At 31.2% G+C, this 21,061-nt stretch carries 23 protein-coding genes; 10 read left to right on the forward strand and 13 right to left on the reverse strand.

The features are described from left to right. Positions 1-100: 100 nt before the first annotated feature. The 4 genes from XJ44_RS06050 to XJ44_RS06065 form a co-directional block, all read right to left on the reverse strand. Positions 101-2,659, reverse strand: coding sequence for a glycosyltransferase (locus tag XJ44_RS06050; protein ID WP_077198417.1), 2,559 nt, complete (start codon positions 2,657-2,659; stop codon positions 101-103). A gap of 3 nt (positions 2,660-2,662) precedes the next feature. Further along, positions 2,663-3,142: a pantetheine-phosphate adenylyltransferase gene (gene coaD / locus XJ44_RS06055; protein ID WP_077198418.1), complete on the reverse strand. Its 480-nt coding sequence runs from the start codon at positions 3,140-3,142 to the stop codon at positions 2,663-2,665. A gap of 3 nt (positions 3,143-3,145) precedes the next feature. Next, positions 3,146-4,483, reverse strand: coding sequence for a replicative DNA helicase (dnaB, locus tag XJ44_RS06060; protein WP_077198419.1), 1,338 nt, complete (start codon positions 4,481-4,483; stop codon positions 3,146-3,148). Between the two features lie 297 nt (positions 4,484-4,780). Then, positions 4,781-5,962, reverse strand: coding sequence for a TM0106 family RecB-like putative nuclease (locus XJ44_RS06065; RefSeq protein WP_077198432.1), 1,182 nt, complete (start codon positions 5,960-5,962; stop codon positions 4,781-4,783). 208 nt (positions 5,963-6,170) lie between these two features. On the opposite strand from XJ44_RS06065, the gene XJ44_RS06070 reads away from it, so the two are divergent. Both XJ44_RS06070 and XJ44_RS06075 read left to right on the forward strand, forming a co-directional pair. After that, positions 6,171-6,542, forward strand: coding sequence for a Rid family detoxifying hydrolase (locus XJ44_RS06070; protein WP_075666098.1), 372 nt, complete (start codon positions 6,171-6,173; stop codon positions 6,540-6,542). Further along, positions 6,539-7,192 (forward strand): endonuclease III domain-containing protein, encoded by a 654-nt coding sequence (locus tag XJ44_RS06075; RefSeq protein WP_077198420.1) that lies wholly within the window; start codon positions 6,539-6,541, stop codon positions 7,190-7,192. The genes XJ44_RS06070 and XJ44_RS06075 overlap by 4 nt, the downstream gene beginning before the upstream one ends. On the opposite strand, the gene XJ44_RS06080 is transcribed toward XJ44_RS06075, so the two are convergent. Further along, entirely contained in the window at positions 7,162-8,412 is a 1,251-nt protein-coding gene (locus XJ44_RS06080; RefSeq protein ID WP_077198421.1) for an SLC45 family MFS transporter, read from the reverse strand. The two genes, XJ44_RS06075 and XJ44_RS06080, sit on opposite strands and share 31 nt — an antisense overlap. A gap of 81 nt (positions 8,413-8,493) precedes the next feature. Between XJ44_RS06080 and XJ44_RS06085 the strand changes: the two genes are divergently transcribed. From XJ44_RS06085 to asnS, 4 genes are read left to right on the forward strand one after another with little or no spacing between them, the layout of a single operon-like run. Then, complete coding sequence (locus tag XJ44_RS06085; RefSeq protein WP_077198422.1) at positions 8,494-8,877, forward strand: methylglyoxal synthase; 384 nt, start codon at positions 8,494-8,496, stop codon at positions 8,875-8,877. Between the two features lies 1 nt (position 8,878). Further along, positions 8,879-9,676, forward strand: coding sequence for a Cof-type HAD-IIB family hydrolase (locus XJ44_RS06090; RefSeq protein WP_077198423.1), 798 nt, complete (start codon positions 8,879-8,881; stop codon positions 9,674-9,676). Then, positions 9,618-10,325, forward strand: coding sequence for a hypothetical protein (locus tag XJ44_RS06095; RefSeq protein WP_233119531.1), 708 nt, complete (start codon positions 9,618-9,620; stop codon positions 10,323-10,325). The genes XJ44_RS06090 and XJ44_RS06095 overlap by 59 nt, the downstream gene beginning before the upstream one ends. Positions 10,326-10,344: 19 nt before the next feature. Then, the gene (asnS, locus tag XJ44_RS06100; RefSeq protein WP_077198424.1) at positions 10,345-11,640 is read left to right on the forward strand and encodes an asparagine--tRNA ligase; all 1,296 of its coding nucleotides are present in this window, start codon (positions 10,345-10,347) and stop codon (positions 11,638-11,640) included. A 28-nt stretch (positions 11,641-11,668) separates the two neighbouring features. Here the strand turns inward: asnS and XJ44_RS06105 are convergent, their stop codons facing one another. The 7 genes from XJ44_RS06105 to XJ44_RS06135 are packed head-to-tail and all read right to left on the reverse strand — an operon-like array spanning position 11,669 to position 17,483. Next, positions 11,669-13,138 (reverse strand): carboxypeptidase M32, encoded by a 1,470-nt coding sequence (locus XJ44_RS06105; RefSeq protein ID WP_077198425.1) that lies wholly within the window; start codon positions 13,136-13,138, stop codon positions 11,669-11,671. Between the two features lie 12 nt (positions 13,139-13,150). Continuing rightward, positions 13,151-13,999 carry a GNAT family N-acetyltransferase gene (locus XJ44_RS06110; RefSeq protein WP_077198426.1) on the reverse strand — a complete coding sequence of 283 codons (849 nt, stop codon included), beginning with the start codon at positions 13,997-13,999 and terminating at the stop codon, positions 13,151-13,153. Then, a complete protein-coding gene (locus tag XJ44_RS06115) occupies positions 13,971-14,318 on the reverse strand; it encodes a L7Ae/L30e/S12e/Gadd45 family ribosomal protein (protein WP_077198427.1) in 348 nt (115 codons plus the stop codon). Before XJ44_RS06115 ends, XJ44_RS06110 begins: the two co-directional genes overlap by 29 nt. Before the next feature lie 2 nt (positions 14,319-14,320). Next, entirely contained in the window at positions 14,321-15,100 is a 780-nt protein-coding gene (folE2, locus tag XJ44_RS06120) for a GTP cyclohydrolase FolE2 (protein WP_075666107.1), read from the reverse strand. Positions 15,101-15,102: 2 nt separating this feature from the next. Continuing rightward, positions 15,103-15,312, reverse strand: a complete 210-nt coding sequence (locus XJ44_RS06125; RefSeq protein WP_077198428.1) for a hypothetical protein — start codon at positions 15,310-15,312, stop codon at positions 15,103-15,105. A 4-nt stretch (positions 15,313-15,316) separates the two neighbouring features. Further along, positions 15,317-16,612, reverse strand: coding sequence for a glycosyltransferase (locus tag XJ44_RS06130; protein ID WP_077198429.1), 1,296 nt, complete (start codon positions 16,610-16,612; stop codon positions 15,317-15,319). Further along, positions 16,593-17,483 carry a carbohydrate kinase family protein gene (locus XJ44_RS06135; RefSeq protein WP_077198430.1) on the reverse strand — a complete coding sequence of 297 codons (891 nt, stop codon included), beginning with the start codon at positions 17,481-17,483 and terminating at the stop codon, positions 16,593-16,595. The genes XJ44_RS06130 and XJ44_RS06135 overlap by 20 nt, the downstream gene beginning before the upstream one ends. Positions 17,484-17,558: 75 nt before the next feature. Between XJ44_RS06135 and dnaN the strand changes: the two genes are divergently transcribed. From dnaN to XJ44_RS06155, 4 genes are read left to right on the forward strand one after another with little or no spacing between them, the layout of a single operon-like run. Next, entirely contained in the window at positions 17,559-18,662 is a 1,104-nt protein-coding gene (gene dnaN / locus XJ44_RS06140; protein ID WP_077198431.1) for a DNA polymerase III subunit beta, read from the forward strand. A 13-nt stretch (positions 18,663-18,675) separates the two neighbouring features. Then, positions 18,676-19,101 carry a type II secretion system protein gene (locus XJ44_RS06145; protein WP_075666112.1) on the forward strand — a complete coding sequence of 142 codons (426 nt, stop codon included), beginning with the start codon at positions 18,676-18,678 and terminating at the stop codon, positions 19,099-19,101. After that, complete coding sequence (locus XJ44_RS06150; RefSeq protein WP_075666113.1) at positions 19,098-19,871, forward strand: ABC transporter ATP-binding protein; 774 nt, start codon at positions 19,098-19,100, stop codon at positions 19,869-19,871. The genes XJ44_RS06145 and XJ44_RS06150 overlap by 4 nt, the downstream gene beginning before the upstream one ends. Beyond that, entirely contained in the window at positions 19,861-20,256 is a 396-nt protein-coding gene (locus XJ44_RS06155; RefSeq protein WP_075666114.1) for a GNAT family N-acetyltransferase, read from the forward strand. The genes XJ44_RS06150 and XJ44_RS06155 overlap by 11 nt, the downstream gene beginning before the upstream one ends. Positions 20,257-20,296: 40 nt before the next feature. Here the strand turns inward: XJ44_RS06155 and XJ44_RS06160 are convergent. Next, the coding region (locus XJ44_RS06160; RefSeq protein WP_077198434.1) for a flagellin at positions 20,297-21,061 on the reverse strand (765 nt) is incomplete at its 5' end.

Below are 21,061 nucleotides of genomic sequence, written 5' to 3' on the forward strand. Positions count from 1 at the left end.
ATTAATTCTCATACCTTACCCACCTCCGTGTGTGTTATTTTTTAGCCCAAGGCACTCTGCAAGAATATTATCGGAAGTACAAAAGGAAACTTTAATTTTTTTAGAATAGTATCACTCTAAAATATTTTTTTGAAATTATTTCAGATATCGTAAACCCCATTTTCTCAAGTTCTAAAGCTATTTGTTTTGTAGATTTTAAGATCCTTATTTCAGGGTTATACCATATGGGGTTATTTTTATCATTAAAATCTGGCATCAAATAAATCAATGCACCTTTTTTTGTATTTTTTGGTAAGATAATTTTCGGATTTGTATTTATTATATTCATTCCCAACACCGCTTCGCTTTCTTCGTCTATTATTGAAAGTTCGTTTAATATATTTTTTGGTACTTTTTCATCAATGAAGTTTATTTTGTTACTTTTTAACTTTTGAAGAATTTCAAATAGTAGATCATTGTCGATATCAAATGGCCATTTATCTATAATTTTTTTTCTTCTTTCTTTTACGAGTTTAATTGAATCATTTGTGGGATATGGATAAGTATACAAGAAATTTGAAGATCTTTTCCATACACGTATGGGATTAATTATTCCGAAACCAGAGAATTTTTCAGAGATATTCCCACACCATATTATTTCATCGCTACTTTTTGAAAATTTTGGTGTTGTATATAAATAAAATCCATCGTATTCGTATTTTCCAAGTGACAGATCTCCAATTTTTGGATTTTTTTCACAGGATTTTATGTGATATTCAAATGCCTTTTTAAAATCTTCCTTTTCTTCAAAGATTTTTGCAAGTCTGTAGTAGTAAAATGGAAAATCATCAATATTTTTTATATTTGATAGTAATCTTTTCTTTCTTTCAAGGTCTTTTGTATTAAGTGCTGCAACGTATTTTGCATAATCTGAATCCGATATTAAGTTTAGGTATTCTAGTTCTTCATTTTGAGCATTTATTTCAAAAATTAATTCCTTTAATGAACCAAAATAGTCCATTATTTCTTCAAATGTTCCATCTATGTTTTTATCGAGTTTGGTTTTTAAATCATCGATGACGGGTTTGATAAACTTTGAGACAGTTTTATTTAATTCAATTGCCTTTTTGTAATATGATATTGCTGCGTTAAAGTTTCCAAGTTTTAAATAAACGTCACCGATTAAAGAAAGTATAATTCCCTGATTTTCTTCGTCGAATTTTTTTCTTATATTTGCAAGTATTTTAAGTAGTTTTTCTTTATTTTCAGAGTAATACTTAAAGAAGAACAAAATTTCTTTAATTGAATGGATATCCTCTTCTGGATTTTCAAATATAAAGTTAACTAGGTAATCTTTTTTGTCAAGAAGTTTTTTTACTACAAATTTTTGGAATCGCGTTTCTGCGAAATGTTCTATTCCCGATAAATGTATACCATTGTCTAAATATTTATAGATGGTGTTCCACACATTAATTTTTAAGTTATTTCTCAATATGTATTTTAAAAGATCATCTACAATGTAGTGTATATCTTTCAGAAATTTTATGTTGTGTATCTTTGATATTTCTTCAAATATATTTGAAAGAAATCTTTTAATGTTTTCGCCGGTTCTTGGGGCAATTTCACAAGATTTTTTTATATGATATTCAAATTTTTCTTTATCCTGTTTTATCAAGTAATATTTTGCAAGTATTGTATGTGCAGTAGCTTTATATTTGAATCCCACGATTGTCCATTTGAATTTTTCTGGTTTTTTTTCGGCGTATTTTATTTTTTCTAAAAAGAGTTTTGCATATTTAAATTGATTTTCCAAATCATCCATTTTTTCATATAAAGCCATTAGTCCGAAATATGGATCGGGATATTCAGGTGAAACTAAAGCTTTTTCAAATAACTCTTTTGATAGATTGTATAGTCCTTTATTTAAAGCGTCGATGCCAAATAAAAATAGAAATTCCACACCAATTCCAGGGACTTTTTTTAGTTTGTTTATTTCATTTAGTGTTTTTAAACCCACTTCGTATTTTCTATATTTATATTTTGATATTGCTTCGGTTTTGTAAAGCTGTACAAGATAATAAATTTTTTCAAGTGGGTTAATATTCTTATTTTCAAGGTGTTTTAAAATTAAATTTCTTGTTCTATTATATTTTTTTTCTCGAAGTTCTCTTGTCCAAATATAACCATAATGGTATATAATAAAAGGTGCATCAATAACTTTTCCCTTGTGGATAGGTTGATTGTGCACAATATTTTGGTATTTTACTGTTCCATTTCTGAAAATTCTGGGGGTAGAAGCGGTTTCCGTTTTTTTTAGGTCCCAATCCAGATAACTTAATGTGGGAAGATATACGGTATTGATATCTTTTGGGAGTGTTTTCAAAAATTTTCTTATTTGTTTGAAATCTTCTTTTACTTCTTCATCTGCGTCAAAGACCATTACCCATTCACATGTTGGATATTTTAAAGAATTATTTCTCGCTTCTGAAAAATCCCCTTTCCATGGATGAAAATATAATTTATCGGTATATTCTTTTACAATATCTGGTGTTCTGTCCGTTGATCCTGTATCTACCACTATAATTTCGTCAGCAATATCTTTTATGCTTTCAAGTGCTCTTCTAATATTGTGCTCTTCGTCTTTGACTATCATGGCAACAGATAGAAGACATTTGTTCATTTTTTACACCTCTTTTATTTTTCTTAATAGTTTTCTTTCAACGTTATGGGGTACCCACGTTGATATATTTCCTCCAAAAAATGCCACTTCTTTCACTAAACTTGAAGATATAAAAGAATATTTTTTGTCTGTCATCAAAAAAACCGTATCTACAGTCGGGCACATTTCTTTATTTGCCATGGCCATTTGAAGCTCATATTCGAAATCTGTAACGGCTCTTAATCCTCTGATAATTACATCGATTTTGTGGTTTTTTAAATAATCTATTAATAATCCTTTATAATAATCTACCTTGACATTTTTTATGTCTTTTGTACATTCTTTAATCATTTCTATTCTTTCATCTAGTGAAAAAGTATACTTTTTTCTTTTATTTTCCATTACTACCACAAATACTTCTGAAAATATCTTTGTTGCCCTTTTAATTATATCTAAATGCCCATAAGTTATAGGATCAAAAGAACCTGGATAGATTGCCTTCATATTTTAACCTCCATGTGAAATGTCTATATTGTAAAATGCAGTATATTTTGGATCAAAGGATAGTTTTACAGTTCCAATTGGGCCATTTCTTTGTTTCCCGATTATTAGTTCTGTTATATGAGGTTCTGTAGTTTTTTCCTTTTTGTAATATTCCTCACGGTAAAGAAAAAGTACCATGTCTGCATCTTGTTCAATTGAACCAGATTCTCTTAGGTCACTTAGTCTTGGTCTTTTATCTTCTCTTTGTTCTACCGCTCTTGACAATTGAGAGAGTGCAACAATTACTATATCTAACTCTCTTGCTAAGAGTTTTAGCGAACGTGAGATTTCGGATATTTCTTGTTGCCTATTTTCTCTGTATGATTTAGTGCTCATCAACTGGAGGTAATCTATAAATATCACTTCTATTCCGTACTCTTTTTTCATTCTTCTTGCCTTTGCACGCAAAGATCTGGGATTAAGATTAGCTTCGTCATCAACTATGATATTGGTTTTGTATAGTTTTCCCGTTGCGGTAAGTAGTCTTTGCCATTCTTCATCTGTAATATTTCCCCTGCGTAATTTTTGAAGTTCGACAAATGCTTCCATGCCTAGAAGCCTTTGTACAAGTTGTTCTTTACTCATTTCAAGACTAAATATTCCAACAGGAATATTAAAATCAAGTGCCATATTTTTGGCAACGTTGAGTGCAAAAGCGGTTTTACCAACGCTAGGTCTTGCGGCTAAGATGATAAGATCAGATTTATGAAATCCAGAGGTCATTTCATCTAAGAATTTATATCCCGTGGGAATGCCTGTTACCACATTTAGAGTACCACTTTTGTTTTTTTCCCTTAATGTTTCCAGATTTTCAAACACTTGGTGTAGTATTGTATTCATAGGTAGATAGGTTCTAGAAGTTTTTGATTCGGCAATTTCAAATATTAATCTTTCTGCATTATCGAGAATATCATCTACGTCTCTATCTGAGGTAGCATCTTCAACAACTTTAGATGCCGCTGAGATTAAAGAGCGTAAAATAGATTTATCTCTTACTATTTGAGCATATGTTTCAATATGTGCAGAAGTTGGGACAACATCTGCAAGTTGTGCAACATAAAGTTCACCACCAATAAAGTCGAGTTTTCCCTTAGTTTTTAATCTGTCGCAAATAGATATAACATCTATTGGAGTACCTTCATCGTATAATTCTTCTATTGCTTTAAAGATTTCTGCGTTTTTTTGATCATAAAAATCTTTTGAGCTAACGATTGGTATTATAGATTCTATGGTTTCAGGATCTATTAGAATACTACCAATAACAGCTTGTTCTGCTTCTAGATTGTGAGGCGAGTTTCTCATTTTTTTCCTCCTTTTCCTAGGAAAGATTATATCATAAAATAAGACCCCAGATTATACAATCCGGGGTCTCTATTTCTTGGAAAACTGGTTCCAAGGGGGGATAGGGGGTCGCTGCTCACAACTAAAATAACACATGTTTTGTTACATCTCAAGACATGTGAAAAAAAGATTAAGTTAAAAAAGTTAAAGTTCTGTGAGTTGCGAAATATTAGGATAAGCAGCATTATATGTGTTTTACAGTCAAAATTGCAGAAAAATTTACTTTTTCGATGTTAACAATTGAAGAAGAATGAAAAATTAATCTGACAATTTATTAACGATGTTAAATAATAGTTTGGTGGCATTTACATCATCTTCGTTGTATTTCAAAATTTCATCTAGTATTTTGTCATCTTTTGTTTTTAGGAAGTCTTCAAATTTATGTACTACGATATTTCCGTTTAAATTTGTTCTCCAATTAAATCCCAAATATTTTGCTATGGATTTAAGAGAGTAAGATATTGTTGGGATTGCAATATGATTGTGGTAGATTTTATATAAATCTACAAACTCAATATTTGTTTTTTTTAAGTTGTATTTTTTAAATAGTTTATTGATTTGTATAGGTTCATAATTGTAGTAATGATATACGGGAAGTTTTTTATTTGATAGAAAACTTATAAGTTTTTTGAATTCTGTTTTTTCATCTTCTCTTTTAAGTGATAAAAATGGAATGTATCTATCTTCATACAAAACACCAAAGAGAAAATTAAAGTTTTTGTAGCTTTCTATGTCAAGAAAAATACCTGGTTTTAATTTTTTAACAGGGTTGTATAGAATGATTTTTTTGTATATAAAAGCCTTTGCTTGTGCAATTATTTTGTCCGATTTTTCTCCAAATATTTCTTTTACAACCTCTTTCATTTCTATTATATCGTCTAGTTTTTCAATACCCTTTTCTTTTAAATTTTTAAGTCTAAACTTTCCAATTCCTCTGATCAATGAAAGATCTTTTGCTTTAATTAGTTCATTAGTACATTCTAAACTGTATTTGCAAAATTTACATTCTGGATTGAGAATTGGTTTGGGAACTTTTTTGTTTAAAAAATCGTAAATTATATTTTTAAAGGAATCTACATGTTTTTTCCAAGGAATTTGTGATGTATAGTATTTACTCTTGAATATGACATCTATTTTTTTGTCGGTATAGCTTGAAACTACAAATGCATATCCTGCAGCCTCAAGGTAATGATATTGGTAAAGTTTTTTCCCTCTTCTATGGGAAATAATTGTTATCTTATTATCATCTATTTTTAGATCTATGTTTTTAGCATAAAGGGTTAGACCGTAAATTTCAAGTGAGATTGATACGTTTTTTAAAAATCCGCTTTTGTTAATTTTTTGTGTTATAGTTGATTCTACTTTTTCATCTTTGGATTCCAAGATAAACTTTCGTGGGCAAAAGAGATATGTTCTAATCTTTGAAATACAAAAAAGCATTTTTTCACCCAATCTAGATATAAACAACTTATCATCCTATTATATTATAAACGATATATTAATTATTACACTTTCTTCTGAATTTTTCAATATATGCATCAAAGCACGTTATTGATTGTTGGTTGTTATAGCGACTAGTTTATTTTTTCGAAAAATTCAAGGAAAATGATATAATAGATGTAAATCATAACATGTGGGGGTGGTTAAAGTGGAATTAATTAATCCTAAAAATGCTCCAAAAGCAGTAGGTCCATATTCTATAGCAGTAAAGACGGGAAATTTAGTTTTTGTTTCTGGTCAATTACCAATAACGGAAAATGGGGAATTGGTAAAAGGAGATATAAAAAGGGAAACTGAAATAATAATGAAGAATATAGAAATAATATTGAAAGAAGCGGGGAGTGCCCTTGGAAAAATTGTAAAGATAAATGTCTATATCAGGGATATGTCAAAGTTCTCAGAGTTTAATGAGATATACGAAAAGATGTTAAATGGGCACAAACCAGCAAGAGCTGTGGTTGAGGTTTCAAATCTTCCAAAAGATTCGGATATTGAAATTGAGGCGATAGCAGAGGTATGAATTTTGAAAGGCTATATGATGTATTAAAGGCTACCTATGGCAATCTTGGAAAATGGTGGCCCGGTGATAAAGAAGAAATATTAATAACTGCAGTTTTAACGCAAAGTACGAATTGGAAAAATGTAGAATATGCAATGGAAAATATTTACAAGCTTACAAATAAAGAAAGACTTTTGGATTTTCTTTATAAACTTCCAAAGGATGAATTAGCAAATCTTATAAAACCGGCAGGTTTTTTTAATATTAAGGCACAGAGATTAAAAAATTTATTGGAATTTTTCAAGAAATACAATTTTGATTTAGATACAATTTCGAGAGAAGAAAATTTGAGGGATAAATTATTGAAAATAAAAGGAATCGGCAAAGAAACAGCCGATTCCATTTTGTTATATGTTTTTGAAAAACCCGTATTTGTTGTGGATGCATATACGAAAAGGATATTGAATAGAATATACAATTTAAAATTAGAAGATTATGATGAAATACAAGAGCTATTTTATAAGTATTATCCAAAAGACGTACAATTGTACCAAGAGTTTCATGGGTTAATAGTTGAGCATGCAAAAAGGTATTGTAGAAAAAAGCCATTATGTGATTCTTGCTTTTTCCACAAATGTGCCTATTTTACATCACCTTTTCTAACATATTGAAGTGTAAATGTTGCTAGAATAAACGATATTATCGAAAAATACAACAAAGAATCATAACCTAGTTTATCTATGAAAAATCCTGAAACAGGTGGTGCAATTATATTTGCACTCATTGAAAAGAAATAGTACAAGCCTGTGTATCCACCTAGTTTTTCTTCACTTGTCATATCGACTACTGTTGGAAGTGAGTTAACATTTACCATTGCCCATCCCATACCGCCTAGTGAAAAGTATATAAATAGCAAATAGGTTATAATCTTGGGGGAGTTTAGTAAATACACGGACAAAACTGTAAGCATTGAAATTAAAGTGACTATTAATAGACCAATGGTCATTGTTTTTTTTCTGCCAATTTTTGAACCTATGAATCCAGCCGGAATAGAGAATAACATAAACGTAAGAGAGAAAAACCCCAATATAAATGCCCCTGTACTTTCACTTATCCCAATTCTAAATTTTGCGTAACTTGTAAAAAATGTTTCAAGAGCGTTATATCCTGTAAACCAAAATAATATGGAAAGCAAGATCATTAAAAGGCTTTTTTCTTCTGACAAAAATACGTCTTTTAGATTTATCTTTAATTCATTAAAACTTTTTGAAAAAACATTTGAAAGTTTTATATTATCGCCTGTTTTAATTTTATATTTGCTGTCTTCTTTAATAAATATAACGACAAGAAGTGAAGCAACTACCATGATTATAGCTCCAACCCAAAATGGAAGAGCGTAATTTTTGTCGTATAAAGGTTTTCCCGCAAAATATGCAAGTAAAGCGCCTAATCCTCCCATGAAGTTTATTATTCCGTTAGCTTGGCTTCTAAATTTTGGTGGTGTAATGTCGGGCATTAAAGCAATTACTGGGGATCTAAAGAGTGCCATAAAAAAGTTCATGAGGATAATATTTAACATGAAGAACCAAAGAATATGTAAGTTTCTAGATAGAGGTATCAAAGAAAAGAAGATGGCTCCAAGAGGTGCTCCAACAAGTATGTAAGGCATTCTTCTTCCGAGCTTTGTTCTTGTTTGATCACTTAATACTCCAATGAGAGGTAACATAAATATTGCAAAAATATTGTCGATAGTCATTATAAATCCGATACTTGTGGATGAAAGAGAGAAATCTTTTAGAAAGATTGGCACGTATGCATTATATAATGGCCAGAGAATGCTTATTCCAAAAAAACCAAATCCAAGTAAGAACAGCTTTTTATGATTTTTCACTTTATCCCCCCTTAAAGAATTTTTCAAATTTTATTATAGCATACCTATGATATAATAAATAAAAATGTGAGGGGTGAGATAATGTTGAAAGTTGCTTTAATTGCACATGATAAGAAAAAATTGGATTTGGCAATGTTTGTAAAGGAATGGAAAGAAGTATTTGAAAAATGTGAATTGTTTGCGACTAGAACAACAGGAAAGATAATAGAGGAAAAAATAGGACTTAAGGTAAACAAGTTAAAATCGGGACCATATGGTGGAGATTTACAGATAGGAGCTTTAATTGTCAATGGTGAAATTGATTTTGTTGTATTCTTACGTGATCCATTAACTGCACAGCCTCACGAACCAGATGTTTCGGCGCTTTTAAGGGTATGTGACGTACATAATATACCACTTGCTACTAATTTGTCTACTGCTGAAGGGTTAGTACTTGAAATAAAGAGAAAACTAGAAGGAGGATAATATGGTATTTGTGTTTGATTTAGATGGAACTTTGTTGAATAATAATTATACAATTTCCGAAAAAACTATTAACTTTATAAAGTCTCTTGAAAGATGTGGTCATAAGTTGGTTTTTGCAAGTGGCAGAATGTTGATTTCAATAAAAAAGGTGATCGAAAAATTCTTTGAAAAAGAATACCCTATAATAGCGTATAACGGTGGAATGGTTTATTTACCAGAAGAGGGAATAGTATTTGAGAAGTTTTTAGACTTTTCAAGTGCAAAAAAAGTTATAGAATTTTTAAGAAGCGAAAATGTGCATAGACAAATATATGTGGATGATAAATTATATGGAGAAGAGGACAATGACGAAATAAAGTTTTACGCCAAACACGCAAGTGTAGATTATTATATAGTAGATGATCTAGTAAAATTGCTAAGGGAAAAATTACCGGTAAAAATTCTTTCAGTTGTAGATAAAGAAAAAATAAAATTGTTAAAAGATAAACTAAACAGTTTAGATTTAGAAATTGATGTATTTAAGAGCATGGATATATTTTTGGATATAGTCCCAAAAGACATAAATAAAGGTGAAGCTTTGGAGTTTTTGATAAAAAAATTGGATTTAAAAGGAGAAATAGTGGCCTTTGGTGATAATTATAATGATATTCCCCTTTTTAAAGTAGCAAGCATTTCAATTGCCATGGGGAATGCAAGTAATGATGTGAAAAGGGAGGCAGATTATATTGCACCGTCAAATAATGAAGATGGTGTTTATAGTGCTCTTGTTGAGTTATTTTCAGATTGTATTTCCTGCTAAAATTTCAAATCAACCTCTTGAAGATATTTTAAATGATGTTTCGCTGGTTTGTCTTGGAAGTTTAGGAGATTTGACCTTGGCATATGATGCGGGAAAGGCGGCTGGTTACTTGTTAAAAAAAGAAGGGTATGATGCGTATGTTGTAGGAGTATTGGATACCTTAAGTTTAGATGATAAAGAGCCTTTTCATCGTGTTAATAATTCGGCGTATATAACTGCGCATGTCTATTCTTTATTTTCAAAGGGTTTGTTAAGTGCAGGAATAATTCCAATATTTGATGGTAGAGTTATAGATAAGGAAATAATCTATTCTTTAAATACGAGGAATGCAACATACCCTATTGTTGTTGAGACTGAATCTGAAAAAGAAAAATTGGATAAGTACAAAGGAAGTATTATTTTAAAAGATGAATTGGAAGGTTATATTGACAGGGTAAAGTTGTTTTGGAATTTAAAGGAAGTTGATGTAGAAGCTATAAGGATGAAAATTTTAAAGAATTCAATAATTTGGCTTGGCGGAGAAGAAAAGATATACGTAAATCAAATTTTTAGAAATGATGGGCTTATAATATTTTCAAAAGATATCCTAGGTTATGCGAGAGATGTGCTTGAAGGATATGAACCTGCTACTGGAAGGAAGCCATGGTAGAAAATGGGAGGTGTAGATTGTGTGGGTATATATAAAGGATCTGAAAGATTACATTGGAGAAGAAGTGGAGTTAAGAGGATGGGTATGGAGAAGTAGAAGTAGTGGAAAAATTGCCTTTATTAATATGAGAGATGGTACTGGAATAGCTCAAGTGGTAGTTGAAGCATCTTCTGTTGATGAGGAAACTTTTAAAAATTCTAGAAAACTTAGAATGGAATCTTCTTTAATAGTTAGAGGAATTGTCAAAGAAGAAAGAAGAGCACCAGGTGGGGTTGAGCTTCATGCAAAAGAAGTTATTCCCATCCAAATTCCAAAAGAAGATTTTCCAATAAATAAACCAGATCATAGTATTGAGTATTTGATGGATCATAGGCATCTTTGGTTACGTTCAAGAAGGCAAATGCATATTTTATACATAAGAGATGCCGTGTTAAGGGCTATAAGAAAATTTTATTGGGAAAATGGTTTTGTACAAGTGGATACTCCAATATTCACTGGTGCAATTGGTGAGTCGGCAGGTAATTTGTTTGAAATAGATTATTTTGATTATGGTAAAGTATACCTTGCTCAAACTGGTCAATTATATTTGGAAGCTGCGTGTATGGCACTTGGGAGGGTGTTTAATTTAGGACCTACCTTTAGAGCGGAAAAATCTAAAACAAGAAGACATCTTATTGAATTTTGGATGAATGAAGCGGAAGTTGCGTATTTTGAACATGAGGACAATTTGAAATTGCAAGAGAGCTTAGTATCGTACATAGTAAAGTATGTGCTTGAAAATGCAAGAGATCATCTTGAAGCGTTAAATAGAGATATTTCTAAATTAGAAAAGATAGAAGCTCCATTCCCGAGAATTACTTATACAGAAGCGGTAAACCTTCTTCAAAAGAAAGGATATAATATAGAATGGGGTGATGATTTTGGAGGCGATGAGGAAACAGAGATTGCAAAACAGTTTGAAAAACCTGTGTTTGTAACGCATTATCCAAGAAAAGCCAAAGCATTTTATATGCAACCTGATCCAGATAATCCAGATGTGGTTTTGTGCGATGATTTAATTGCGCCAGAGGGATATGGAGAAATTATAGGAGCTTCTCAAAGAATCCACGATTATGATTTGCTTGTAGAAAGGTTGAAAGAATTTAACTTACCCGTTGAAGCATACGATTGGTACCTTGATTTGAGAAGATTTGGGACTGTTCCACATAGTGGGTTTGGTTTAGGAATAGAAAGAACAATAGCCTGGATTGCAGGGTTAGAACATATTAGAGAAGCAATACCATTCCCAAGAACACTATACAGGATTCATCCATAAAGTGAGTCCAAGCCTTTGTGGCTTGGACTTATTTTTTATATACCTTTGTGAATTTTTCCTTTACGTATTCAATAAAGTATTTTGGATTAAGTTCTTCGTTTGAAATTTCCTTTATAAGTTCAATTGGCATAAGAGTTTTTCCTTTGGAATGTACTTTTTTGCGCAGCCAGGAAAGTATTTCGATAAATTGACCTTTTTCTACTTTTTCTCCAAAATTTGGGATATCCTTTTTCATTGTATAATAGATTTGAGCAGCGTATAGATTTCCAAGCATATATGAAGGGAAATAACCAAAAGAGCCGTGAGCCCAGTGAACATCTTGTAATACTCCAAATGCATCATTTTTTGGTACTATTCCAAGGTATTCTTTCATTTTTTTGTTCCACAACTTGGGTAGTTCATCAACGGTTATCCTATCGTTGATTAATGCTTCTTCGAGTTCAAATCTTAACATTATATGTAAATTATATGTTACTTCATCTGCTTCGGTTCTTATTAGTGACCTTTCAACTGTGTTGATAGCTCTCCAGAATTCTTCTACTTTCACGTTTTTGAAATTTGGAAAGTATTTTGTAAATTTTGGGTATATAAATTTCCAAAACTCCAAACTTCTTCCCACAATATTTTCCCAAAATCTCGATTGACTTTCATGAATGCCCATGGAAGCACCATCACCAATGGGAAGACCTCTGAATTCCTCTGGAATACCTTGTTCATACAAAGCATGGCCACACTCGTGAATTGTGCTAAATATCGAATTTTTGATATCGTATTTGTCGAATCTTGTGGTTATTCTTATATCGTTATGTGAAATAGATATGGTAAATGGATGTGCGGAAATATCTAATCTACCTGCACCAAGGTCATAATTTAAAATCTTTAAAAGTTCCATAGAAAATTCCTTTTGTTTTTCTATACTGTATTTGCCTTTTAGAATTTCCGTGTTTGGTTTATTGCCACTATCAAGTTCGTTGATAAATTCAACTAAAAATTTTCTAAGCTCTACTATTATGCTTTTTAGTTGATCTGTTTTAAGACCAGGTTCATAGTCGTCAAGTAGAACGTCGTATTTGTTACTTTCATAACCTATACATTCTATTACTTTTTTCTCTAAATCTACCACTTTTTTCAAATGAGGTTTAAATATTTCAAAATTATCTTTTTCTTTTGCCTTTTGCCATGCTTGTTGGGATAAAGCTGTTTCAAATTGTAATTCTTTGAAAAGTTCAGGTGGTATTTTTTCATGTTTTTCAAATTCTTTTTTTACTAATTTTAAGATTGCTTTATCTTCATCATCCTCTGGGGTAGCAGATTCTAGTAACTCCTTTGTTTTCTCTGAGATAAATTCTTTAAAAACATACGTTGAAATTTCACCAATAATTTCCGCCCTTTTTTCAGCTGCCTTTTCAGGCATATACGTTTCCATGTCCCAGTGTAATAAAGAAAGGGCGTTTTCAAATTTTGATAATCTTTTTAGATGTTTTTTTAGTTTTTCCATTTTTGTCCCCCTTTACTGCAATTTTTTGTGCATTTCAGATTGTATTAAAAGTGATTCAAATCCGTTTTCCACTAGTGCAGTATACATGGGATCATCTTCTGGGACGGAAGTTGCAGAGATAATTTTACAGTTTGTTTCATTTCTCAAAAAAGCTATTGCAACTTTTGCAATTTCATCCCATTTTTCTTTGTCTTTTGTTCCAAGATCAACTATATAAGTGGTGTTATCTTCGTTTTTCCCCCACACAAGATAACCTTCAGTTTTGTCGGTAATCAATCTTACATGGTTATATCTTCCATTTGCAAGAAGTAAGGTTACAGGTTCACGTTGCCAATTTGGTTTTCTACCAGACAATTGAAGGTTTAGTGAAAGAGTGTAGATATACCTTGGTTCGACTTTGATAGATCTAAAATATATATCTTTACTTTTTACATTTTTATTAATTAAGAGATGTAATTTTCGTCTTTCTCTAAAACCATGTTTTTCGTAAAATCTATATGCCCTTGAGTCTTTTGTTATAACTTCCAAAGATATTGTTTGAATGCCTTTCCATTTAAGATAGTTTGTTGAATGTTCGAGGATAAAGCTTGCAGTTCCAGTTCCTCGTTCTTCTTTAACGACCCCCATTGCATCGATTCTAGCCCTTTCATGTCTTATGCTGTTAACTATGAATCCTACGGGCTTGGTGTCTCTCAAAAATATGAAACTATCTTCAAGAAATATGGAATTTTCTCTGACATCCATTTCAAAATTTACTACATTCCAATTTACAGGAACAGTGTAATCTTGGAAAACCTTGTTTACAAAGTTCACAAAATCAATTAAAGAATATTCATTCAGAGTTAATATTTTTAGATTCATTTTCCCCCCCCTCTTTTGAAAAATTCAAAATACTTTTCGCCATGTTTTCGTCTAATATCCCTAATATGGCAATGTTTAGCATTCCAGTTGCTTTGGATAAAGTTTTTTTATCCGCAATTTCAACGAAGGGAACATTTGATATATCACATCTTATTTTTATATCTTTTTTTACCCTTTGTCCTGTATCCTTAGCTATTAATATTACTTTTGTTTTTATTTTAGGGTTTTTAATGTATTCACGTATATTATCTTTTCCATATACCAATTTTTTTGCTTTTGATGCAAATCCAAGAAGAGTTAAAATTTTTTGCTCATTCACACTTACACCTCCATATTGTATGAATCTACACAAGCAAATGCATTGTGATTATGTATAGATTCGTAACTTTCCACCTCAACTTTGAACCATTTGAGCTTTGGGTTATTTTTTAATTCAAGTGCAATGTCTCTTGCAACGTCTTCTACAAATTTAGGGTTTTCGTATGCTTTTTCTGTTAAAAATTTTTCGTCAGGTCTTTTTAAGAGAGAAAATAATGGTACGCTTGAGTGTTTTTCAGCAATTTCTATAAGTTCTTCAAACCATACGAGGTCTGATGTTTCTACTTCAATTCTTACGTGTGCCCTTTGATTATGTGCGTTATATTTGCTGATCTCTTTTGAGCAAGGACACAAAGTTTGCACAGGCACTTCAACTACAATGAAAAATTCGCATTTTTCTGGTCCATCATATGCTTTAAAACCACAAGTATATTCCATATAGCTTTCTATTTTTGTTACAGGTGCTTTCTTTTTGATAAAATATGGAAACATTATTTCAATTTTTGCACTTTTTGCCTTTAGGGTTTTTTTTAAATCATCTAGAATCATCTTAATATTTTTGGGATCAATTTTTAAGTGAAATTTGTTAAAGACTTCTAAAAACCTACTCATATGAGTGCCACGAAAGTCTTTTGGAAGATCTACATACATGTTGATTTTTGCAATTGTGTTTTGTACTTTATTTTTTCTATCGAGTACTTGAATTGGATATTTTAAATCTTTGATTCCTACATGTTTTAGTGGGATTTCCCTTGTATCTTTTTCACTTTGTACATCCCTCATAACTACTTCCTTTCTAATAGATATTTTAATTCGTTTAAGTTATTTTTGTTTATATATTTTTCAAATCTTAAATCACCATTTACATACATCTCGTACGCTTTGTTTAGCTTTTTTGAGTAATTTAGTTCATTTTTAATCTTTTCGTATGAAAAAAAGGTAAATAAAAATAAAAAGGCAAAAATTGTAATTAGTATAAGATAAAATTTTTGCATGTGCTCACCTCAATTGCGCATCAAAAAAACTTGGAAGAATTATATTTTTATTACTTTTTAAATGCATATGTATTTTTAATAAGTATTCTTTTGCACAAATTTCCCAAGTGTACTTATTTATTACCCTTTCATAGCTTCTTTTACTAAATAGTTGGTGATTTTTTCGTAAATCTAGTGCTGCTTTTCTAAATTCTTCTTGAGTTGATACCAAATATCCATATCTTCCGTTGTCTAGTATTTCAACAGGACCGCCACTTTTTGTTGCGATCACTGGAAGTCCACAGGCCATTGCTTCAATAATTGCAAGTCCAAAAGGCTCGTAGTGTGACGTTAATGCAAAAATTCCATTATGTTTTGCAGCCGAATTATAAAGTTTTGCCAGTTTTTCTTGAGATGTGATTATTAAAAACTTCCCCCCTGCTTTTTTTGTTTTTTCTATTATTTCCCTTTGATAGCCAGAGTACTCTTTTGTTTTTTTTCTTAGTACCAATATTAGTGTGTAATCTTTTTTTAGATAGTTTTCAAAACTTTCTATTACAAATTCTATATTTTTTTTGGGATCTATTCTACTTGAAATTATTATTGGTGGTTTGTTTTGAAAAACATCTTTAAATTCATCTGATTCATCAATATGAAATATTTTTGTGTTTACACCTGGAGGTATCACAAAGATTTTATGTTTTATATCTTGATATAAATCTAAATACTCATTGTGTGTATATTGGTGTTGTTTTTCTTGTGATGTGCTTGCAACAATAAAATTTGCATATTTCATTGCACATCTTTCTGCACTTATACGTATTGAGAATCTATACTTTTTTTCTGCGTCTTTACTATGTTTAAACTTGTCTTTTTTTTGGGCACCAAGTGAATGTGCAGTAAATGAATACGGAATATTTGTTAGTTTTTTAAACATTGCTCCGGAAATTCCACCATCACCGTAGTGAGTTGTAACAAAATCAGGTAGTCTTTCTTTTTGGTAAAATTGGTATATCTTTTTCACATATTCTCCCAAAAAATCCCAGAGTTTTTCTTTGTTGAGAAAATTTTTTCCTCCAAATTCTATCCTAACAATTCTTACGTTTTCTGCGTCTTCATAATAATCAAAATCTTTTGAAAATTCCGGCCATTTTTCATCTGTCATTTTTCTTGTTATTATATCTACTTTATAACCAAATTTTCCCATTGCCTTTGCAAGTTCTTTAACGTAAATTAATTGTCCTCCAAAATCTGGGTGCTCAGTTAAATGACTGTCATTTTTATCGAAATTTCCTTGAGGATTAAAGAATGCTATTTTCATACTTTTCCACCTCTTTGAGGTAATCTGATATATCTTTTAATTTAACAACTCCACCAATTTCTTCGATAACGTGAATTGAGATAACTGTACCGAGTAAAGCTGCTTTGAAAATTGAAAAATCATTTAATAGTCCATAATATATGCCACTCCAGAAGGCATCACCTGCGCCAGTGGTATCCACCACATTTTTGGAGAGTAATTTGATGTGCTTTATCTTATGACCGTCTGAAACTAGAGATCCTTCCTTGCCCATGGTTAGTATAACGTATTTTATGCCAAATGTATGCAATAACTCTATATATCGTTCCTCGGGTAAAATTCCAAATATTTCTCTTGCATCATCTAGCGATGGTTTTATAATATATGTATTTTTTAATATTTCGTATATTGGATCTAAATCTATTTTTTTGCGCGGAAATAGTTTTTTCCTGCAGTTTGGATCAAATGCAATTTTTATATTTTTATTTGCTACTATTTTCTTAATTTTTTCAGTTTTGTGTGTTATTGCCCAGCAACTTACGTGTAGAAATTTTATATTCTTTAAGTTAAATCCTTCAGGTATTTCTAAATTTTTGTCTTCATCTCTAAAAGGAATAAAATCTGGAGTTTTAGGCGATGCTAAAATAATTACCGTTGAAGTATTTCCACGACCTATTTGAATGTATTTTGTTTCTAAATTCTCAGATTTTAAGGTTTCAATGATTTCTCTTCCAAAAAAATCATTTCCTACTCTTGAAATTATAATGGGTTTTATTCCCAGTTGATTTAAATTTCTCGCGATGTTTAATGGACTTCCACCTATTTTCTTTAAAAATGTTTTTCCGTCTGTTGAAATTAGGTCTATTAAACTTTCACCCAAAAATGCTATCATTATTTCACCTCTATTTTTTATTTTATCATAGATTTATGGTAAAATATTAAAAAAGGTATTATAAGGAGGGATTAGATGCTAAAATTTACTATAAGCAAGGAGGAATTAGAGAAAAAAATAGCAGTTGCTGCAGATGCAGTAGGTTCAAGAACTGTTGATCCTATTTTACAGTGTTTACTCTTTTCCTATGAAGATAATTCTTTGAAGATTTACTCTGCAGATATGCAAACTTTTGTTATCTCAAAGCTTAATGTTTCAGAGATAGAAGGTAGTGGAAAATTTGCCGTAGATGCAAAATTGCTAGAAGAGATTGTAAAAAATTTGGAAAATGAACAGGTGTTATTTGAATATGATACAGGAAAATTAAATTTGAAGAGCGGAAAGAGCTCTTTTAATCTTTCAACATATTCCGATGCGGATAAATTCCCACAGATTGATATAGAAGATTCTGGGATAAAGTTCGAACTTGAAACTTCAATTCTATCTGAAATGATAGATAGAGTTTTGTTTTGTGCATCTACTGAAAGTACAATGAGGGCATTGAATGGAGTTTATTGGGAAGTTAAAGGAAATTACTTAAGATTAGTGGCAAGTGATGGGTATCGTTTGGCACTCACAGAACAAAAGGTGGATATTGACACAGATATAGATTTTATTCTATCGCTAAAGAGTATGAAAGAATTGGATAATTTAATTAAACAAACCGATGAACCTATTTTAACTGTTAAGTTTGATCACAAAAAGATGTCAGTTACTGCTGGTGACATAGCGGTAATAATGAGAATAGTTGAAGAAGTTTTCCCAGACTATAGGAGAGTTTTGCCAAAAGCCTTTAAAACAAGGATAGTATTTAATAAAAACGAATTTTTAGAAGCATTGAAAAGAACAATGATAATTTCAAAGAGGGGGAGCGAAAAGGTACAATTGCAAATTATAGAAGATATACTTGTTTTAAGCAGTCAAAGCCAAGAGTACGGAGAAGTAAAAGAAGAAATTTCCATAGAGAAAGAGGGAGAAGATTTGAAAATAAACTTTAATCCTAAATTTTTGAACGAAGCAGTAAAAAAAGTTGAGGAAGATGAGGTGGTATTTAACTTTGTGGATGATTTGAGCCCAATGCAAATTAACTCAAAAGATGTAAATGAATATTTGTATATAGTATTGCCTGTAAGGGCATGAAAGGATGAATAAGATGAAAAAAGGTTTTACTTTGATAGAATTGTTAATAGTTTTAGCGGTTATTTCTGCTTTGCTTTCTGTTGCAACTCCTCTTGCGTTAAGATCTGTTGCCAAAGCAAAGGCCACGCAAGTTGCTATGAATCTTAGAGCGCTATTAACCTCTATTGAACAGGCTATTTTGTTGTACCCCGATGAATTCAACGTTCAAGAATTAGATGGTCAAGACATTGTTTTAAAGTTGTACGAAAAGGGGTTTATCAATACGAATTTGTCGGTAAAAGGTTATAAGATTGATATAGATAAGCCAAATAATAAATTTGTTATTAAATATACAGGAAAAGATATAGATCTTACATTGGTTAAGAGTAGTTATCCCGCTGTGAAAACTGGAGTAGAAAATGGTGAAGAATATGTTTATGTGGAGGTTAATATTCCGTGATTAAGTTAGAAAACGTTGGAAAAAGATATGGGAAGAGTTGGGTGTTAGAAAATATAACTTTTCATACAGAAGAGGGCAATGTTATTGGAATTATAGGAAAAAATGGAAGTGGAAAAACTACACTTTTGAAAATTATTTCCGGTATTTTGAAGCCTACAGTGGGCAATGTTTATTTAAAGTCTAAATTAATTTCATATATTCCAGAGAAACCTATACTTATACCTGAATTAAGCTTGAAAGAAAATTTGAATTATTTTGCAAAAATGAGAAATGTAGAAAGCAAAAGAATAGAAGATGAAATAAAATTTTTTCGCTTGGAAAAGCATGTGTTAAAAAAACCAAGTGAACTATCAAAAGGGTTAAGACAAAGACTTTCTATGGCAATTTCCCTTTTAATTGATCCTGATATTATTTTGCTTGATGAGCCTACAAGCGGTTTAGATGCTGAGTCCAAGAAGATAATATCGAATAGAATAAAAAAGTTAAAGCTCAACAAAAAAACTGTTTTGTATATAACTCATGAAGATGAAGAAGTTGAAAGTATTTGTGATAAAGTCCTCATATTAGAAGAAGGTGAGATTAAATTTTTTGGAACGGTTGAGGATTTTTGGAGGAAATATGAAAGATTTGTCTATGTGACTTTTTCTCAGACTAAAGAAATAAAACTTTTAAAATTAGAGGAATTAAAAAACGTTAAGGAAGACTTATTACATGTAAGGAGTGTTGGAATAAGAGAATTTTTATCTGGAGGTATGGTATATGAAAGATGAGATAGAATTATTAATTAGTCAGAAAAGTATGGAGTATAAAATGGATGTTGAGGTAGTATCAGGTGAGGAAAAAGTCGGAGATATTTTTTTAGAAAATTTGGATTGGATAAACCGAAGTTGTGAGTTAAAATTGGAGATTAATATGAATTTTTTTGATGAAGTTACAAGAAAAATAATAAAATATGGCTTTGAATATTTAAATTTGAATAGAATTTATGTTAGAATTCCGGAATACGAAAAAGATCAAATAGGGATTCTTAAAAATAACGGTTTTCTAAAAGAGGGAGTAGAAAGGCAGGGAAAATTTTTTAAGGGAAAGTTTTGGGATGTGATAAGGTTTTCAATACTTGCGGAGGATTATTGGAGGCTTAGTTTAGATGAATAAAGTGGGCATTTTGCCCACTTTATTTTTGATAAACTAACTATTATCTTAACAATTGCAATACATTTTGTGGTTGAGCATTTGCCTGTGCAAGCATTCCCATACTGCTTTGTAAGAGTATCTGTTGTTTGGTGAATTCCATCATTTCCTTTGCCATATCTGCATCTCTTACACGGCTTTCTGCTGCTGTTAAGTTCTCTGCTGCTACTCCTAAGTTGGATATTGTATGCTCAAGTCTGTTTTGTACAGCACCTAATGCCGCCCTTTGTGAACTTACTTTGTGTATTGCAGCATCTACTACCATTATTGCTCTTTCTGCTCCATCTTGCGTTGTGACATCTAAAGAGGTTGTTGTAATACCAAGTGCACCGGCACTCATATCATCAATACCTGTGAGCATATTGTGACCTTCGTTAGCACCAATTTGGAAGATTAATTGATTTGCAGCTGTATTTATAGCTTCTACTCTGACAACTGCACTGTCTACCACTTCACCACTTGGTAATGCACCGCCAAAGTCCGAAAGATTTACGTCAAATACGTTCGTGTTCCAATCTATTTGTACTCCGCTTATTGTTGCAGAACCTTGATTATATGTAGTTGTTACACTGTTTGTTCCACCGGCTGTGACAAGCGTTATTTTTACTTCGAGTGTTGTATCTGTATTAAATTGTCCAACTTCAACAACATATGTTCCTTCTGCCACAGTGGCAATTGAACTTGCGCTTATATTTATATTACCACCGGTAACCACTTTAATGTCTTCAGATGCCCTAAAACTTTCCAATTTACCATCGAGTAATTTTTT

It is taken from the genome of Thermosipho affectus (genome assembly GCF_001990485.1).
Classification (GTDB): domain Bacteria; phylum Thermotogota; class Thermotogae; order Thermotogales; family Fervidobacteriaceae; genus Thermosipho; species Thermosipho affectus.